This window comes from Streptococcus halichoeri (assembly GCF_009870755.1).
Taxonomy (GTDB): Bacteria; Bacillota; Bacilli; order Lactobacillales; family Streptococcaceae; genus Streptococcus; species Streptococcus halichoeri.
This window is the reverse complement of the sequence record NZ_WLZU01000025.1, coordinates 1-18610: the sequence shown is the minus strand read 5'-3', so window position 1 is coordinate 18610 and position 18610 is coordinate 1. Positions and strand designations below refer to the sequence as shown.

Annotated in this window: 17 protein-coding genes and 1 CRISPR repeat array; of the genes, 15 read left to right on the top strand and 2 right to left on the bottom strand. The window is 40.2% G+C overall.

Going from position 1 to position 18610, the window contains the following annotated elements:
• Entirely contained in the window at window positions 1–885 is an 885-nt protein-coding gene (locus GWD08_RS06910) for a cation diffusion facilitator family transporter (protein ID WP_159564901.1), read from the top strand.
• Between the two features lie 89 nt (window positions 886–974).
• Here the strand turns inward: GWD08_RS06910 and GWD08_RS06905 are convergent, their stop codons facing one another.
• Window positions 975–1769: a DeoR/GlpR family DNA-binding transcription regulator gene (locus tag GWD08_RS06905; RefSeq protein WP_159564899.1), complete on the bottom strand. Its 795-nt coding sequence runs from the start codon at window positions 1767–1769 to the stop codon at window positions 975–977.
• 219 nt (window positions 1770–1988) lie between these two features.
• On the opposite strand from GWD08_RS06905, the gene GWD08_RS06900 reads away from it, so the two are divergent.
• From GWD08_RS06900 to GWD08_RS06865, 8 genes are all read left to right on the top strand, one after another.
• The gene (locus GWD08_RS06900) at window positions 1989–2462 is read left to right on the top strand and encodes a PTS sugar transporter subunit IIA (RefSeq protein ID WP_159544348.1); all 474 of its coding nucleotides are present in this window, start codon (window positions 1989–1991) and stop codon (window positions 2460–2462) included.
• Entirely contained in the window at window positions 2455–2760 is a 306-nt protein-coding gene (locus GWD08_RS06895) for a PTS sugar transporter subunit IIB (RefSeq protein ID WP_159544346.1), read from the top strand. Before GWD08_RS06900 ends, GWD08_RS06895 begins: the two co-directional genes overlap by 8 nt.
• A gap of 17 nt (window positions 2761–2777) precedes the next feature.
• The gene (locus GWD08_RS06890; protein ID WP_159544344.1) at window positions 2778–4232 is read left to right on the top strand and encodes a PTS transporter subunit IIC; all 1455 of its coding nucleotides are present in this window, start codon (window positions 2778–2780) and stop codon (window positions 4230–4232) included.
• A 98-nt stretch (window positions 4233–4330) separates the two neighbouring features.
• Window positions 4331–4756 (top strand): galactose-6-phosphate isomerase subunit LacA, encoded by a 426-nt coding sequence (gene lacA / locus GWD08_RS06885; RefSeq protein ID WP_159561401.1) that lies wholly within the window; start codon window positions 4331–4333, stop codon window positions 4754–4756.
• Window positions 4757–4776: 20 nt separating this feature from the next.
• Complete coding sequence (lacB, locus tag GWD08_RS06880) at window positions 4777–5292, top strand: galactose-6-phosphate isomerase subunit LacB (RefSeq protein WP_159549715.1); 516 nt, start codon at window positions 4777–4779, stop codon at window positions 5290–5292.
• Window positions 5293–5301: 9 nt separating this feature from the next.
• Complete coding sequence (locus GWD08_RS06875) at window positions 5302–6234, top strand: tagatose-6-phosphate kinase (protein ID WP_159564897.1); 933 nt, start codon at window positions 5302–5304, stop codon at window positions 6232–6234.
• A gap of 1 nt (window position 6235) precedes the next feature.
• A complete protein-coding gene (lacD, locus tag GWD08_RS06870) occupies window positions 6236–7213 on the top strand; it encodes a tagatose-bisphosphate aldolase (protein WP_159564895.1) in 978 nt (325 codons plus the stop codon).
• A 283-nt stretch (window positions 7214–7496) separates the two neighbouring features.
• The gene (locus GWD08_RS06865) at window positions 7497–8330 is read left to right on the top strand and encodes a Cof-type HAD-IIB family hydrolase (protein ID WP_159564913.1); all 834 of its coding nucleotides are present in this window, start codon (window positions 7497–7499) and stop codon (window positions 8328–8330) included.
• 68 nt (window positions 8331–8398) lie between these two features.
• Here the strand turns inward: GWD08_RS06865 and GWD08_RS06860 are convergent, their stop codons facing one another.
• The gene (locus GWD08_RS06860; protein WP_159564893.1) at window positions 8399–8959 is read right to left on the bottom strand and encodes a TetR/AcrR family transcriptional regulator; all 561 of its coding nucleotides are present in this window, start codon (window positions 8957–8959) and stop codon (window positions 8399–8401) included.
• A 146-nt stretch (window positions 8960–9105) separates the two neighbouring features.
• On the opposite strand from GWD08_RS06860, the gene GWD08_RS06855 reads away from it, so the two are divergent.
• The 6 genes from GWD08_RS06855 to csn2 all read left to right on the top strand — a co-directional run bounded on the left by GWD08_RS06855 (window position 9106) and on the right by csn2 (window position 17930).
• Window positions 9106–9939, top strand: a complete 834-nt coding sequence (locus tag GWD08_RS06855) for a DegV family protein (protein WP_159544330.1) — start codon at window positions 9106–9108, stop codon at window positions 9937–9939.
• Window positions 9940–10047: 108 nt separating this feature from the next.
• Entirely contained in the window at window positions 10048–11196 is a 1149-nt protein-coding gene (gene nagA / locus GWD08_RS06850) for an N-acetylglucosamine-6-phosphate deacetylase (RefSeq protein ID WP_159544328.1), read from the top strand.
• A 762-nt stretch (window positions 11197–11958) separates the two neighbouring features.
• Window positions 11959–16068: a type II CRISPR RNA-guided endonuclease Cas9 gene (gene cas9, locus GWD08_RS06845; protein WP_159564891.1), complete on the top strand. Its 4110-nt coding sequence runs from the start codon at window positions 11959–11961 to the stop codon at window positions 16066–16068.
• Window positions 16068–16937 (top strand): type II CRISPR-associated endonuclease Cas1, encoded by an 870-nt coding sequence (cas1, locus tag GWD08_RS06840; RefSeq protein WP_159549730.1) that lies wholly within the window; start codon window positions 16068–16070, stop codon window positions 16935–16937. The genes cas9 and cas1 overlap by 1 nt, the downstream gene beginning before the upstream one ends.
• Complete coding sequence (gene cas2, locus GWD08_RS06835; protein ID WP_159564889.1) at window positions 16934–17278, top strand: CRISPR-associated endonuclease Cas2; 345 nt, start codon at window positions 16934–16936, stop codon at window positions 17276–17278. Before cas1 ends, cas2 begins: the two co-directional genes overlap by 4 nt.
• Complete coding sequence (gene csn2 / locus GWD08_RS06830; protein ID WP_159544509.1) at window positions 17265–17930, top strand: type II-A CRISPR-associated protein Csn2; 666 nt, start codon at window positions 17265–17267, stop codon at window positions 17928–17930. Before cas2 ends, csn2 begins: the two co-directional genes overlap by 14 nt.
• A 134-nt stretch (window positions 17931–18064) precedes the next feature.
• Window positions 18065–18430: a CRISPR direct-repeat array (repeat unit 36 nt; unit sequence GTTTTAGAGCTATGCTGTTTTGAATGGTCCCAAAAC).
• Between the last annotated feature and the right edge of the window lie 180 nt (window positions 18431–18610).

The window sequence follows — 18610 nt, the reverse complement described above, 5'->3', positions numbered from 1 at the left end:
ATGACACATGAACATGTTGGCTCAAGGACGAGCAGAGCGATTTTTATAGCTTTTGTGGTCAATCTGGGGCTTGCTCTGGTTGAATTAATTTTTGGTTCTCTATTTCACTCCAGTGCCATTATTGCTGATGCGATCCATGATCTGGGGGATGCTTTGGCTATTGGTCTTTCTTATTATTTCGAAAACTATTCGCAAAAGTCTAGTGACCATGAGTATACTTTAGGTTATTTGCGATTTAGCTTACTTGGGGCTATGTTGACTTCTTTGATTCTCATTGGCGGCTCGCTGGCCATTATTATTGAAAATGTCGGTAAGCTTTTTGCACCCCAGCCAGTTAATGAACAAGGGATGCTCATTTTGGGAATTATAGCTATTATCGTGAATAGCTTAGCTAGCAAGGTTCTGCATAAGGAGCATTCTGAGCAAGAATCGATGTTAAGTTTGCATTTCCTAGAGGATATTTTAGGCTGGCTTGCTGTCATTGTTGTGTCGGTGGTCTTGCGCTTTACAGATTGGTATTTTTTGGATCCCTTATTATCCTTGGTAATTGCGGTCTTTATTTTGATCAAGGCTCTTCCTAGATTTCTAAAGCATTTACATGTTTTTCTTGAGAAACGGCCAGCTAGCTTAGCTATTGCCCCTTTAAAAGAAGAAATGCTAGCCATTCCTGGTTTAGTGGCAGTCAATCAGCTCAATATTTGGTCTATTGATGGGTATCACCATGTGGCTATGACGCATATTCAGGTAGCAGTTGGATGTGATGAGGCCCTGGTGCGTGATCAAGTTCATCACTTGTTCCAGCAACATCAGATTATTGAATCAGCTGTAGAATGTGATCAGAGCTCTTTTGAACATTCCCATCATTGCCAGGATGTCAAAAAATAGCAAAAAGCTTATCAAGGAAAACCAGTTATCAGGTGAGTGGTATACCAGTGCCAAGTGAGCCCTATAATAAAAAAGAGGAAAGCACCGGCTTAAAGAGCCTGAGTGTTTTCCTCTTTTTTGCTTTGATGTGGCGCCAGCACCAGATTGGTCAGAATGCTGTAATTGTCTCTTGTTGCTGGTGCTAGATTTTGATCGGTGATAATGGTATCAATGGCATTGACATGGTAGAAAACAGAAAAGTCATAGGTATTGAATTTTTGACTATCAGCTAACAAGAAGCGCTCAATAGCCTGTTCAAAAGCTAGTTGTTGGATCGAGCCTTCTAACTCACTATAGGTGGCGATGTCATTATTGAAAATACCATTACAACCGATAAAGGCTTTGGAGAAGCGAAGCTTAGCCATCATCTGGCTAGCTAAGGATCCGACAAAGGCCCCTGTGATGGCCCGATATTCCCCACCAATCAAAATAACATCAAGTGTATCGCTGGTAGAGAGAATGTTAAAAACTGGTAAACTGTTAGTAATAATGCGGAGTTGGCGCGTGATTAACTCCTCAGCTAGACATTCTAAGGTGGTTCCTGGACCTAAAAAAATGGTTTCACCATCTTTAATGTACTGACTAGCTAAGGCGGCAATCTCTTTTTTTTCGGTAATTTGTACTGTTAATTTTTCAGAGTTTGATTTTTCGAGTTTTGTGGGAGCCGTAATCGTCTGGGCGCCGCCATGGATGCGCACAAGTTTACCGGCTTTTTCTAATTCATCAAGATCACGGCGGGCAGTCATGTCTGAAATATGTAAGCTTTCCATCATTTCACTTACCGTAATAATCCCGTTAAGTTCGATTTTCTCCATAATTTTTAACAGGCGTTCTTTTTTTAGCATTAGAATGAGTCCTTTCTTAGATGCTTTTCTAATCATAGCATAAACTGTTCGATTTTACAATTAATCAGAATAAACAAACAAATAAAAACAAAAAATATCAAAAAATATGTTGAAAAATGTTTGAGAATCCATTATAATAATTTTGAAAGCGATTACTAAACATGTTTAAACAGCCTTCACCCCTATCATCTGACAACAATTGGTAAAAAGGAGGACAGAATGTCAGCAGATGTTCTATTGACCCAAGCAAGCACACAGGAGGAACTCTTTGATCAAGTCGCTGACCACCTCAGCAAGCACCATTTTGTGACTGACCAGTATCGCCAGGCTTTAAAAGAACGAGAACAGCTTTTTCCGACTGGCTTACGAATTGATTTTAAAGACGGTTCAAAAGTTCAATATGCCGCCATTCCTCATACGGAAACGGCCTATTGCCTTGTTGATCGAGTCGTCTATGTTAAAAACAGTCATGTCATTACTTGTAAACACATGATTAATCCTGCACAAGAATGCTATGTTAACGATTTTTTCTTTATTATTAATAGCCGAAATGACGGACAAACCACCATTCTCTCTCAGCTGATGTCTTTTTTCATGACGAAGGGTAATCTGGAAAAATTAGCAGCGCTAGGAGAAGATCAAGATGCTTTAAAAAAATATTTATTAACAAAAGGAGTATTGTCTCATGATTAAAATTTTAGCTGCTTGTGGAGCAGGTGTGAACTCTAGTCACCAAATCAAAGATGCCATTGAAAGTCAGTTATCTGAGCGGGGCTATCAGGTTCATTGTGATGCTGTTATGATCAAAGATATTACAGAAGAACTAGTTGCAAAGTATGACATCTTTACCCCGATTGCTAAAACAGACCTAGGCTTTGACCTACCCATTCCAGTGGTGGAGGCAGGTCCCATTTTGTACCGCATTCCTGCGATGAGTGAGCCAGTTTTCACAGAACTAGAACGTGTGATCAAAGATCATAACCTGTCGTAAATAAAGGGGAATAAACCATGCATGCTTTTTTAGAAATTATTAATAAAGCCTTTAACCCAATCATTAGTATGGGCTCTGGTGTGGTCATGCTGATTGTCATGACCCTGCTAGCAATGGCTTTTGGTGTTAAATTTTCCAAAGCCTTGGAAGGCGGTATTAAGTTAGCCATTGCCTTGACAGGGATTGGCGCCATTATTGGGATCTTGACAACGGCGTTTTCTGAATCTCTTCAAGCCTTTGTCAAAAATACAGGGATTCAATTAAACATTATTGATGTGGGCTGGGCGCCACTAGCCACCATCACCTGGGGTTCGCCCTATACCTTGTATTTCTTATTGGTGATGTTAATTGTGAACATTGTCATGATTACCATGAAAAAAACCAATACGCTGGATGTGGACATCTTTGATATTTGGCATTTGTCCATTACAGGTTTACTCATTATGTGGTATGCTGCTCGCAACCACTTGCCACTTGTCTTATCTCTCATCATTGCTACCCTTGCTGTTATCTTGGTTGGGGTGCTAAAAATTATTAATTCTGATTTGATGAAACCAACTTTTGATGACTTGCTTGGCGCAGGCCCTAATTCACCAATGACCTCAACCCATATGAATTATATGATGAATCCGGTCATCATGGTGTTGGACAAACTGTTTGATAAGGTTTTTCCAGGACTTGATAAGTATGACTTTGATGCTGCCAAATTGAATAAAGCCATTGGTTTTTGGGGCTCTAAGTTCTTCATCGGTATGATTCTTGGTTTTGTTATTGGGATTATGGGGGATCCCCATTTCACCATTTCATCCATTAAACATTGGTTTGAATTAGGTTTTACAGCTGGCGCCTGCTTGGAACTGTTTTCTTTAATTGGTTCGTGGTTTATCGCTGCTGTGGAACCTCTCTCACAAGGGATTACTAACTTTGCTAATGCTAAGATGAGCGGTCGGCGCTTTAATATCGGACTTGATTGGCCCTTTATTGCCGGTCGTGCTGAAATTTGGGCCTGTGCCAATATTCTTGCTCCCATCATGCTAGTGGAAGCCATCTTGCTGTCTCATGTTGGCAATGGCATCTTACCTTTGGCTGGTATCATTGCAATGGGAATGACTCCAGCCTTGTTGGTAGTGACCCGTGGCCGGTTGATTCGCATGATTATCTTTGGTTCACTCCTCTTACCATTATTCTTGCTGTCTGGTACCATGATTGCCCCTTTTGCAACTGAGCTTGCTAAAAAAGTGGGCGCCTTCCCAGCAGGAGCACCGGCAGGTTCCTTAATCACTCATTCGACCTTAGAAGGTCCAATGGAAAAAATCTTTGGTTATATGATTGGGCAAGCCACAACAGCTCAGCTATCGGCTATCTTTAGCCTACTGATTTTTATGGTTTTCTACTTAGGATTATTTGCCTGGTATGCCAAACAAATGAAGGCACGCAACGCAGTTTATGCAGAGCAATTAGCCAGCAAGTAAAAGTATCGGCACCAGTAGTTAAACTATTGGTGCTAAAGACTAGCTTGTTTCAAACATTTCTAAACATTTTATGACAAAAATCAAACAAAGGAGTTGCTATGACAATTATTATCAGTGCTGACACCAAGGGTGTCCAATTAAAAGATGTTATTAAAGAAGACCTATTAGCCTCAGGCAAAGAAGTTCTTGATGTCACAGATACTACAAAAGATTTTGTAGACAACACCTTGGCAGTGGCAAGTAAATTGTTGCAAGATACAGATAGCCTGGGAATTGTTGTTGATGCTTACGGTGTTGGTCCTTTTATGGTAGCCACCAAGATTAAAGGCATGATTGCTGCTGAAGTATCAGATGAACGTTCTGCTTACATGACTCGAGCACACAACAATGCCCGCATGATTACGCTTGGGGCTGAGATTGTTGGCCCTGGCCTTGCTAAGCATATTGCAGCAGACTTTGTTAATGGAAGCTATGACGCAGGCCGCCATCAAATACGTGTTGATATGCTCAATAAAATGTGCTAAGAAAAGAAATGAGGTAGAAAATGAAAATTGCAGTAGGATGTGACCACATTGTTACAGATGACAAAATTGCCATAGTTGACTATTTAAAAGGCAAGGGGCATGAGATTATTGACTGTGGAACCTATGATCATGTACGCACCCATTATCCAATTTATGGCAAAAAGGTGGGCGAGGCTGTTACTAGTGGCCAAGCTGAATTAGGTATTTGTATTTGTGGAACGGGTGTTGGGATTAATAATGCAGTCAATAAAGTGCCAGGTATCCGCGCAGCCTTGGTCCGTGATTTAACCTCAGCCATCTATGCTAAAGAAGAGTTAAACGCCAATGTGATTGGTTTTGGTGGTAAAATTACCGGTGGCTTACTAATGACCGATATTATAGATGCCTTTATTGCTGCTAACTATCAACCCAGCCCTGAAAATCAAGCCCTCATTGCTAAGATTGCTGCTTTAGAAACCCATCATGACCACCAAGAAGACCCTGACTTTTTTGCGGAGTTTTTAGAAAAATGGAACAAAGGAGACTATCACGACTAAGGAGTTGAAATGATATTAACGGTAACACTTAATCCCGCTGTGGATATTGCTTATCAGCTAGAAGAGTTGGAGCTAGATACGGTTAATCGTGTTCAGGCAGTGTCAAAAACACCTGGTGGCAAGGGACTCAATGTGAGTCGTGTTTTATCAGAACTGGACTGTGATTTGCTTGCGACAGGCTTTTTAGGTGGCAGTCTAGGAAGCTTTATCCAAGAAGGCTTGGAGGTAGCAGGCATCAAGCACGATTTTCTAGCAATAGCTGGACAAACGCGCAATTGCATCGCAATTCTACATGCTAAACAACAAACAGAAATACTAGAAGCTGGTCCCAACATTAGTGAGCAAGAAGCACAGCAATTCTTAAAGCACGCATCAGCCCTACTTGAGCAAGCAGAACTCATGACGCTCTCAGGCAGTTTGCCGGCTGGTTTACCGACCAATTATTACGCTAAACTAATCTCCTTAGCCAATGCTTTAGGAAAGCAAGTGATTCTAGATTGCTCTGGTCCAGCTCTGCTTGAAGTCTTGCGCTCAAGCGCAAAACCAACAGTTATTAAACCTAACTTAGCTGAGTTATCCCAACTGATTGGCCAGCCGGTCTTGGCTGATTCAGCCAGCCTCAAAGCAGTCTTAAGCCAAGAGCTCTTTGCAGGTATTGACTGGGTTATTGTCACCTTGGGTGCCCAAGGTGCCTTTGCTAAGCACGCAGACAACTATTATCGTGTAGAAATCCCTAAAATTACAGTTTTAAATCCGGTTGGCTCAGGCGATGCTACAGTTGCTGGGATTGCTGCCAGTTTGGCTTGTGGTGTATCAGACCACGAACTGCTTAAAACAGCTAATGCCCTAGGCATGTTAAATGCCCAAGAAAAACGCACAGGGCATGTTGAGCTGGCTAATTTTGCCCAGTTGATGCAAACAATTCAAGTGAAAGAGGTTTAAAATGCGACTAACGGAACAAAAATACAAACATATGCAACAGTTGAGCAATGAAAATGGCATTATCTCAGCGCTAGCCTTTGATCAACGCGGTGCTTTAAAGCGTCTCATGGCTAAGTATCAAGAAACAGAGCCCACTGTGGCACAAATGGAGACGCTAAAGGTTTTGGTTGCCAAAGAATTAACGCCCTATGCTTCAGCTATGTTATTAGATCCTGAGTTTGGTTTGCCTGCGACCAAGGCCCGTGCTCAGCAAGCCGGTCTGCTACTAGCTTATGAAAAAACCGGCTATGATACAACGACCACCAAGCGCTTGCCAGACTGCTTAGATCTTTGGTCAGCTAAGCGCATCAAGGAAGAAGGAGCTGACGCTGTCAAGTTTTTGCTCTACTATGATGTCGATAGCGCACAAGAACTTAATACCCAAAAACAAGCCTATATTGAGCGGATCGGCTCAGAGTGTGTGGCCGAAGACATTCCCTTTTACCTCGAAATTTTATCTTATGATGAAACCATTGCTGATGCAGGAAGTTTAGCCTATGCTAAGGTCAAACCCCGCAAGGTCATTGAAGCCATGAAGGTCTTTTCAGAGCCACGCTTTAATATTGATGTCTTAAAAGTTGAAGTACCCGTTAACATGCACTATGTAGAAGGTTTTGCCCAGGATCAAGTGGCCTATAGCAAGGCAGAGGCAAAAGCTTACTTTAAGGAACAAGACCAAGCAACTCCCCTTCCTTATATCTACTTAAGTGCGGGTGTATCTGCCAAGCTCTTCCAGGATACATTGGTCTTTGCCAAAGAAGCCGGCGCCAGATTTAATGGCGTTTTATGTGGTAGGGCAACCTGGGCTGGTAGCGTCAAGGCATATATTGAAAACGGGGAAGAAGGGGCCCGCCAGTGGCTACGAACCATAGGCCGTAAAAATATTACTGATTTAAACAAAGTTCTCCAAGCAACCGCAAGCTCGTGGGAAGATAGATAAGTTTTGAGGCTGGGATATTTTCCTAGCCTTTCTACTCTATGTCATGACCAGTTAGAGCTTATTCCATTTTTGGGGTTAAAATGGCGGTGCTTTCCCTTTAGAGATGAGCTGTCAGCTGGTCTTTGGCACTACAGTTTGGTGCGTCTTTGCGTGCGCTTTGGCAGCAAGTGGCCGTTTGAAAGCAGTTTTATTTGAAAAAAAGTGTTACACTAAAGAAAGCTTTTTATGAAACATTTTTAATTAACAAAAGCAAATAGGATTAATAGAAAGTAGCGTGAGCCGTGTGATAGACTTAATTGCCATTGATTTAGATGGGACCTTACTCAATCGTTCCAAAGAAATTCCTGCTGCTAATCGTACAGCGATTGCAAAAGCCATTGCCCACAATATCAAAATCGTGCTTTGCACAGGTCGCCCCTTATCAGGGACCAGACCTTATTTTGACCAGCTGGGCTTATCAGAAAACGAATATTCTATTTTATATAATGGCTGTGCAACTTATAACAGTTCTGATTGGACACTTCGTTCTTGTCATGCCCTTAGCTTTGACGAATTAGATTACCTCTACCATTTAACAGCTGATTTTCCAGGGATTTCTTTAACCTTAGCGACGCAGAAGCATTATTTTGTCTTGGCTGACACTGTGCCGCCAATCGTCCAGGCTGATGGGGACCTTGTCTTTTTAACTGTTGAGCCAATCACCCTCACACAATTTAAAACCTTAAATGAGCCGGTATTTAATGCCCTTTATATGGGTGATCCCAAGGCTGTAACAGCTTTTGAAAGAGCTCTACGCCCTCAGCTAGCCAAAGCCTTTAGCGTTGTTCGTAGTCAAGATTACTTGCTGGAAGTTTTGCCTCAAGGCATTACTAAAGCGTCTGCTCTAAAAGAATTAGCCAATGACCTTGGGGTTCCAAAAGAACGCCTGATGGCGATTGGGGACGCAGCCAATGACATTGAAATGCTAACTTATGCTGGCTTAGGTGTTGCGATGGGCAATGCGACAGAATCGATCAAGCAATTAGCTGATGCGATTACAGCCGATTGTGACCAGGCTGGCGTTGCCCAGGCCATCTATACCTATGCTCTAAAGCCACATCATAAGGATGAGGACTAAGTAGGCTCGCATGCTGGTATGGCAAAAAGACTTCTAGCATTCTGATTAAGAATGCTAGAAGTCTTTTTCTAATGGCTCAACAGTGGTAAATTCATGGCTGCCATGTCCTCAATGGAAACGGTCATGCCATCTTTTATCCAGGAAGAAAGTACAGAAATAATGGCATGGGACCAAAAGAGGTGTGAGTAGTGATTGGTGCGTTGCTTTTTCCACTTGTGGTAGGCTCTGAGCCGCTTAATGACTCGCTTGGTTAATAAGACATGCAGCTGGTGATTAAAAACAATGCGAAGCAGTTGTTCTTCTTTTTTAGCCTCTGTCAAGAGATAGACCCAAGCCTGGCGTGGTTCTGTGCTTAAATCAAAATGCTTTAGACCGTGAAAAATACGTCGTAAGATGGTATTGAGTCGGCCTTCAATAATAGCTTCCTTAGAATGGTAATTGCGATAAAAGGCATTTCGAGAAACACCGGCTTTAAGCACCAATTCAGAAATCGTGATTTGCGCCAGCGATTTTCGCTCAAGCAAGGCCAGCAAAGCAATTTCTAACGATTCCTTAGAGAGATAGCGGGACTCTCGGTTTGATTGTCTGAGATTGTGAAGTGAATTTTTTGATAACAATTTCTCTGTCATGACATTTGCCTCTCATCTGTGACGTCCGACAAGAAAGACTAGTAAAAGCTCTATCGGGAATGATATAATTTTAGGCAAAATCAGACGTCTTGTCAATTTTAAAAAATGCAGTGCTGTTCAGGCAGCAGCACTAAAGGAGAGTTTTTATGTGGAAAATCATTGCCGATTCAGGTAGTAATATTGTAACGCTTGGCCAGGAAGTGGCCTATGAGCGTGTGCCTTTGACCATCCAAATTGGTCCTACCAGCTTTGTAGACGATGCTGCTTTAGACTGTGCTCATATGATGGAAACCATGTATGCATCTGATTTGGCTGCTACCACCAGCTGTCCAAGTCCTGATGCCTATGTAAAAGCCTTTGATCAAGCGGACAAGATTATTGTCATTACCATTACAGGGACTTTATCAGGCAGCAACAACAGTGCACGACTTGCCAAAGAGGCTTATTTAGAAGACCATCCCCAAGCACAAATCCATATTATTGATTCCTTGTCAGCAGGCGGCGAGATGGATTTGTTAATTGTTAAGGCACAAGAACTAATAGCTGCCGGGCAATCCTTTGAAGCAGTTGTAGCTGAGCTTGAAGCCTATCAGGCTAAAACGTCGCTCTTGTTTGTTTTGTCAAAGGTAGATAACCTGGTTAAGAATGGCCGTTTAAGTAAGCTCGTAGGCAAGGTTGTTGGTTTGTTGAACATTCGCATGGTCGGACGAGCAGATCATGAGGGACGACTAGAATTACTCCACAAAGCCCGCGGCCAAAAGAAAGCTGTAGCAGCAGTGATTGAAGAGATGCAAAAAGCCGGCTATCAAGGCGGCAAAGTCATGCTAGCTCACCTTGATAATCCAAAGCTCTACCAATCAATCACAGAAGCTATTCATCAGCAATATCCCCAAGCAGAGGTAAAAAACCTTACGGCATCAGGTCTTTGCCAATTTTATGTTGAAAAAGAAGGTCTTATCATGGGCTATGAAATCGCCTAAACTGCAGGTAGGGTCTTACTTGCACTAGAAAATGGGCACAATATCGGTATAGACCATTTACAAGCGCCGCAAATCAGCGTATAATAATAACCAAAGGGAGGTTTCTTAATGTCACGTTATATTAAGGCTGACTGTTTTTACATGGTTGACCAGGTCAAAGCAGCCGGCTATTTAGAGATTATTGATGGAAAATTTGGCCAGTGGCAAGCCGCTGTTCCAGCGGATGCCGAAATTCTTGATTATTCAGGCTATCAAATCGCACCAGGGCTAGTAGATACGCATATTCACGGTTATGCCGGAGCTGATGTTATGGATAATTCCGCAGAAGGACTTCATCAGATCAGCCAAGGTTTGTTAGCAGCCGGAGTTACGTCATTCTTACCAACCACACTGACATCAGATTTTGAACACCTAAAGAAGGTTTCAGCTACGATTGCTTCTGTGGCTGATACAGTAAAAGGGGCGAAGATTCAGGGCATTTATTTTGAAGGGCCTTACTTCACTGAGAAGTATAAAGGCGCCCAAAACCCTAATTACATGAAAAATCCGCAGGTAGATGAGTTTGACGCCTGGCAAGCAGCAGCCCAAGGCTTGATTAAAAAAATCGCTCTCGCTCCGGAACGCCCAGGCGTAGCGGAGTTTGTCTCTGCTGTCACAAAAAAAGGCGTCACGGTTGCACTGGGACATTCAAATGGCACCTATGAGGAAGCCAAAGCTGCCGTAGAAGCAGGTGCCAGTGTCTGGGTTCATGCCTATAATGGCATGCGTGGCTTGACCCACCGTGAACCTGGTATGGTAGGAGCAGTCTACAATCTTCCTGGTACCTATGCCGAGCTCATTTGCGATGGGCACCATGTCTCACCTGTTGCCTGTGATATTCTTATGCAGCAAAAAGGCTATGACCATGTGGCCATGATTACAGATTGCATGCGAGCTGGTGGCGCCCCTGATGGTGACTACCTGCTTGGCGAATTTCCTGTTGTCGTAGAAAATGGCACAGCGCGCTTGAAAGACAGTGGTAATCTTGCTGGCTCCATTTTAAAACTAAAAGATGGTTTAAAAAATGTAGTTGAGTGGGGCCTTGCAACACCTGCGCAAGCCGTTCACATGTGTACCTATGTTCCTGCGGTCTCGGTAGGACTTGCAGATATCTGTGGGCAATTGTCGCCAGGCTATGCTGCTGACTTTATTGTATTAGATAAGGAGCTTGCCTTACAAGCGACCTATTTAAATGGCGAAAAGGTTTATCAAGCTTAAACCTAAGCGATCACTAAAATAGAATCACATCTTGTTAGCCCTTAACTAAGAGAAGGTTGAGGGTTAACAACCACTAAAGCATGTTTTCGTCAGAAGAGATGCTTTTTTTGGCTCTATAATTTCTGTAGTGGGTAACACCACTCTGGAGATATAGGCTTTTTTCATGCAGACAAAAAGTTCCATATGACTTATAATGAAAAGCGACAAAACCACTCATTAGAAAGCCTCCTATGGAACAACTTTGACTCATTGTCCGCTTCAAGGAAATAATGAGGATTAAATGAGAAAACAAGCGCTGTGAAAACGCTTGTTTTTAATGTGCATTAGGCGTAAAATAAAAATATAAAAAAGCACCGATTCGGTGCCCACTTTTACAAGCTGTATACGGACTAGCCTTATTTTAACTCGCTATGTTGTTTTGAATGGTTCCAACATGATTATTCTACATCTTTTGTAAGGAATAAGCAAGGAAAAAATCAAAAAAATTCATAAGCACTAAAACACTACATAACACAATCTAAATATTAGCATACAATCTAAATATTATCAAAATAAGATAGCCAAGGGAAGGATTTTGTGTTATAATTGATTTATTGATTATGTTATGTAGTAGGTTTATAAAATGTTGAAAAAATAAGGAAGTGGTTTGATAGAAAAAGATTAAAGTATATCAAACTTGTCTCAGACGTTGTAAAAAGTATAATTGAACTTGTTGAGATGCTAATGGATTTAATTCAAACATTTTTATTTTAGGAGGCAAAAATGGATAAAAAATACTCAATCGGCTTGGATATCGGTACGAACAGCGTCGGATGGGCAGTAATCACTGATGACTATAAAGTTCCAACCAAGAAAATGAAAGTTCTTGGAAATACTAACAAACAAACTATCAAGAAAAACTTGCTGGGAGCTCTGCTATTTGACAGTGGAGAGACGGCAGAAGCAACTCGTCTCAAACGAACAGCTCGTAGACGATATACCCGTCGCAAGAACCGTATTCGTTATCTACAGGAGATTTTTGCAAATGAGATGGCAAAAGTGGATGACAGTTTCTTCCATCGGCTTGAAGAGTCTTTTTTGGTGGAAGAAGACAAGGACAATGAGCGTCATCCGATTTTTGGAAATATAGTAGATGAAGTTGCTTATCATGAAAACTATCCAACCATCTATCATTTACGAAAAGAATTAGCCGATTCAACTGAAAAAGCGGATCTGCGATTAATTTATTTAGCAGTAGCGCATATGATTAAGTTTCGGGGACATTTTTTAATCCAGGGAGACTTGAATTCTGACAATAGTGATGTGGACAAACTCTTCAAACAATTGCTTCATACCTATAACGAATTGTTTGAAGAGCGTCCTCTAGAGGAAATAAAGGTTGATGCCAAAGGAATATTATCAGCTAGATTAAGCAAATCAAGACGTTTAGAAAATCTTATTGCAGCATTTCCAAATGAAAAGAAGAATGGATTGTTTGGGAATCTTATTGCACTTGCTTTAGGACTTATGCCTAATTTTAAAGCAAATTTTGATTTGGCTGAGAATGCTAAGTTACAACTTTCAAAAGATTCCTATGATGATGATTTAGACAATTTGTTGGCGCAAATTGGTGATCAGTATGCGGATTTGTTTTTAGCTGCTAAGAAGTTATCAGATGCTATTTTGCTTTCGGGCATTTTAAGGGCAGATAGTGAAGTAACTAAGGCACCGTTATCAGCTTCAATGATCAAACGTTATGACGAACATCATCAAGATTTGGCTTTATTAAAAGTCTTAGTTCGGCAACAACTGCCCAAAAAATATAAAGAAATTTTTTCGGATAAAACGACAAATGGCTATGCTGGCTATATTGATGGAAAGACCAGCCAAGAAGAGTTTTATAAATTTATCAAGCCGATTTTGGAAAAAATGGATGGCACCGAAGAATTACTTGCAAAACTCAATCGTGACGATTTTTTGCGCAAACAACGCACCTTTGATAATGGTTCCATTCCCCACCAAGTTCATTTAGGGGAATTGCATGCCATATTGCGAAGACAAGAAGCCTATTATCCATTTTTAAAGGAAAATCGAGAAAAGATTGAAAAAATCTTGACCTTCCGCATTCCTTATTATGTTGGACCATTAGCGCGCGGCAATAGCCGTTTTGCATGGATGACGCGGCAAAGAAATGAAGCCATCACGCCATGGAATTTTGAAGATGTTGTCGATAAAGGGACATCTGCCCAATTATTTATTGAGCGGATGACCAATGTTGATGAGCATCTGCCAACTGAAAAAGTCCTGCCAAAACATAGCTTGCTTTATGAATATTTTACGGTTTATAATGAATTGACAAAAGTCAGATATATTACTGACGAAATGCGAAAACCAGAATTTCTTTCAGGTGAGCAGAAGAAAGCCATTGTTGATCTACTCTTCAAAGCAAATCGAAAAGTAACGGTTAAGCAATTAAAAGAAGATTATTTCCAAAAAATAGAATGTTGTGATAGCGTTGAAATTTCAGGAGTTGAAGACCGATTCAATGCGTCACTAGGCACCTACCATGATTTGCTAAAAATTATTAAAGATAAAGAATTTTTGGACAATGACGAAAATGAAGACATCTTAGAGGATATTGTTTTAACCTTAACCTTATTTGAAGATAAGGAAATGATTGAGAAACGACTTAAAAAATATGCTCACCTCTTTGATGATAAGGTGATGAAACAGCTGAAACGTCGCCATTATACTGGCTGGGGTCGCTTGTCGAAAAAACTGATTAATGGTATTAAGGATAAACAATCTGGCAAAACAATATTAGATTTTTTGAAATCAGACGGGTTTGCCAATCGAAACTTTATGCAGCTTATCCATGATGACAGTTTGACCTTTGTGGATGACATCAAGGCTGCTAATGAAGAGGTATTTGAGCAAAAAGATAGCCTAAAAGAGCAAATCAGTGCCTTGGCTGGCAGCCCTGCTATCAAAAAAGGCATTTTACAAACTGTCAAAATCGTTGATGAGATAATTAAGGTCATGGGCCACAAGCCAGAAAATATCGTTATTGAAATGGCACGGGAAAATCAGACGACTCAACAAGGGCAACGACGTTCACGGGAGCGAATGAAACGTATTGAAGAGGGGATGAAAGAATTAAGGAGTGATATTTTAGAGGAGCATCCTGTTGAAAATGCTCAATTGCAAGATGAAAAACGCTATCTCTATTACTTGCAAAATGGAAAAGATATGTATGTGGATCAAGAATTGGATATTGATCATTTGAGCGATTACGACGTCGATCACATCATTCCCCAAAGTTTTATTAAAGATGATTCGATAGACAATAAGGTATTAACACGTTCTGATAAAAATCGTGGGAAATCTGATGACGTTCCAAGCGAAGCCGTTGTCAAGAAGATGAAATCCTACTGGCGTCGGTTGTTAAAAGCTAAGTTGATTTCTCAGCGCAAATTTGATAATTTAACCAAGGCAGAAAGAGGCGGTTTGAGTGAAGCGGATAAAGCTGGTTTTATCAAACGCCAATTGGTTGAAACCCGTCAAATTACTAAACACGTGGCTCAAATTTTGGATAGTCGCATGAATACTAAACATGGTGAAAATGATAAGCCTATCCGAGCGGTTAAAGTGATTACCTTAAAATCTAAATTAGTTTCTGACTTTAGAAAAGATTTCCAATTCTATAAAGTACGTGAGATTAACAATTACCATCATGCCCATGATGCTTACCTTAATGCCGTCGTTGGAACAGCTCTGATTAAAAAATATCCCAAACTGGAATCGGAGTTTGTCTATGGAGATTATAAAGTCTATGATGTCCGGAAAATGATTGGTAAGTCTGAGCAAGAAATAGGCAAAGCGACCGCAAAGCGATTCTTTTATTCCAATATTATGAATTTCTTCAAAACAGAAATTACACTTGCAAATGGAGAGATTCGCAAACGCCCTCTAATCGAAACTAATGAGGAAACTGGAGAAATTGTCTGGGATAAGGAGAAAGATTTTGCTACAGTGCGCAAAGTATTGTCCATGCCCCAAGTCACTATTGTCAAGAAAACAGAAGTGCAGACAGGTGGCTTCTCAAAAGAATCCATTTTGCCAAAGGGAGAATCAGCAAAATTAATCCCCCGTAAAAAAGGTTGGGATACGACAAAGTATGGAGGCTTTGATAGCCCAACAGTTGCTTACTCAGTACTAGTCATTGCAAAGGTGGAAAAAGGGAAAACTAAAAAACTAAAACCCGTTAAAGAGCTGGTTGGCATCACAATAATGGAAAGAAATTCCTTTGAAAAAGATTCGGTTAGTTTTTTAGAAGCTAAAGGATACAAGGAAGTTAGAAAAGACCTAATCATTAAATTGCCTAAATATAGCCTTTTTGAATTAGAAAATGGCCGCAGACGGCTGCTAGCCAGTGCCACAGAATTACAAAAAGGAAATGAACTGGCTCTGCCAAGCAAATATGTGCATTTTCTATATCTAGCCAGCCACTATGACACTTTAAAAGGTAGCCCAGAAGATAATAAACAAAAACAATTGTTTGTGGATCAGCATCAGTATTATTTAGATGAAATTATTGATTGGATTAGTCACTTTTCAAAGCGCGTCATTTTAGCAGATGCCAATTTAGATAAGCTACGTGCAACCTATGAGAAAAATACCCATCTTCCAATTAGTGAGCAGGCTGACAGTATGCTAAATGCCTTTACCTTTTCAAGACTTGGAGCTCCAGCTGCTTTTAAATTCTTTAATACAACCATTGATCGTAAACGTTATACTTCTACCAAAGAAATCTTAGATTCTACCCTTATCCATCAATCAATCACGGGTCTTTATGAAACACGTCTTGATTTGAATCAATTAGGAGGTGACTGATGGCTGGTTGGCGTACTGTTGTGGTAAATACCCACTCGAAATTATCTTATAAGAATAATCATCTGATTTTTAAGGATGCCTATAAAACAGAGCTGATCCATTTATCAGAAATTGATATTTTGTTATTAGAAACGACGGATATTGTCTTGTCCACTATGCTGGTAAAACGGCTAGTGGATGAGAATGTCCTTGTCATATTCTGTGATGATAAACGATTACCAACAGCTATGCTGATGCCTTTTTATGGTCGTCATGATTCGAGTTTACAGCTTGGGAAACAAATGTCCTGGCCAGAAGCAGTCAAATCGGAGGTTTGGACGACGATTATTGCTCAAAAGATTTTGAATCAATCTTGCTATCTAGGAGCATGCTCCTATTTTGAAAAATCCCAATCTATTATGGATTTATATCATGGTTTGGAAAATTTTGATCCGAGTAATCGCGAAGGGCATGCAGCGAGAATTTATTTTAATACACTTTTTGGGAACGATTTCTCAAGAGATTTGGAGCATCCAATCAATGCAGGTCTGGATTATGGTTATACCTTATTATTGAGTATGTTTGCGCGTGAAGTGGTTGTCTCTGGATGTATGACTCAATTTGGGCTCAAACACGCCAATCAGTTTAATCAGTTCAATTTTGCTAGCGATATTATGGAACCTTTTAGACCCTTAGTAGACAAGATTGTTTTTGAAAATCGAAATCAACCTTTTCCAAAAATAAAAAGAGAGTTATTCACTTTATTTTCTGATACCTTTTTATACAACGGTAAAGAGATGTATCTCACCAATATTGTCAGTGATTATACCAAGAAAGTCATTAAAGCACTTAATAATGATGGGAAGGGAGTTCCTGAGTTTAGGATATGAGTTACCGCTATATGAGAATGCTACTTATGTTTGATATGCCAACGGACACAGCGGATGAACGTAAGGCTTATAGAAAATTTAGAAAGTTTTTGTTATCTGAGGGGTTTATCATGCATCAATTTTCTATTTATAGCAAGCTTTTGCTCAACAGTACTGCAAACAATGCTATGATTGGACGATTACGAGAAAATAATCCTAAAAAAGGAAATATTACGTTGCTAACAGTGACAGAAAAACAGTTTGCTAGGATGATTTATCTACATGGTGAGAAAAACACTTGCATCGCAAATACAGATAATCGTTTAGTTTTTCTAGGGGAGGCTTATGATGGTGATGATTAACTTTTCACTATTGGATGAACCCTTAACCATTAAAGCAATGACAACTTTGGTTGTTCAAGACGTTAGTGTATTTTCCTCCCTAATAAGGCAATGCTATCAGTACGGGGAAACAAATGAGCTTCAATTATTTGATACCAAGTTAAAAGCATTAAAAGAATCAGAAGTCATGCTTATTACTGACATTTTGGGCTATGATGTCAATGCACCAGCTATTTTGAAAATGATTCATGCTGATTTAGAAGAGAGTTTTAATAGCCAACCTGAAGTAAAGTCAATGATTGAAAAACTAGCAGCAACTATAACAGAATTAATCGCCTTTGAATGTCTAGAGAACGAATTGGACTTGGAATATGATGAAATTACTATCTTGGAACTTATAAAGGCTTTAGGGGTTAAGGTGGAAACACAGAGTGATACTATTTTTGACAAGTGTTTGGAGATTTTACAAGTTTTCAAATACCTGTCTAAAAAGAAACTCTTAATTTTTGTGAATTGCGGCTCCTATCTTACCAAAGAAGAACTCTTGAAGCTGAGAGAATATATTGAATTATCTCAGCAAACGGTCCTCTTATTAGAGCCAAGAAGTTTGTATGATATTCCGCAATATGTTCTAGATGAAGACTATTTTTTGATAGCAGAAAACATGCCATAGTCTAGCTTCTAAAAACCTTGATTTCATAAGGCTTTTGCCGTATAATAGTGCTATGAACGGGCGATTCAAAACTGAAGTCCAGCTAAGACGAGTAGCGCGATTACGAAAAATTGTGGACAAACCCTGTCTACGAGGTTTTAGAGCTATGCTGTTTTGAATGGTCCCAAAACTGCTTCGGCAACTTCGCTATATCCCGCAGCGTTTTAGAGCTATGCTGTTTTGAATGGTCCCAAAACTGATTACAAGCAACTTCTCTGGAGAATAACGTTTTAGAGCTATGCTGTTTTGAATGGTCCCAAAACAGCGAAATTAGGTCAAACTGTTTATGTAAAGTTTTAGAGCTATGCTGTTTTGAATGGTCCCAAAACGCTAAAGTCTGTTGCTTTAACCAGTAGGCTGTTTTAGAGCTATGCTGTTTTGAATGGTCCCAAAACTAGGAGAATGCAAAAAAGTCCGACGGCAATGTTTTAGAGCTATGCTGTTTTGAATGGTCTTGAACGAAGTGTTAGCTCCGCCTTTCCCCTTTTGATTGCTAAAACTAAAAATAAATCGCAAGTTGTCAAGTCAAGTGCAACCAGTTCATAGATAACTAGAGTTCCAGAGGTTAAGCTGTTCGGGATAGCTCAAACAGGAATTTTGAGGATTGATATTGAAGAAGTCGTCTTGGGCGCTCATTGATG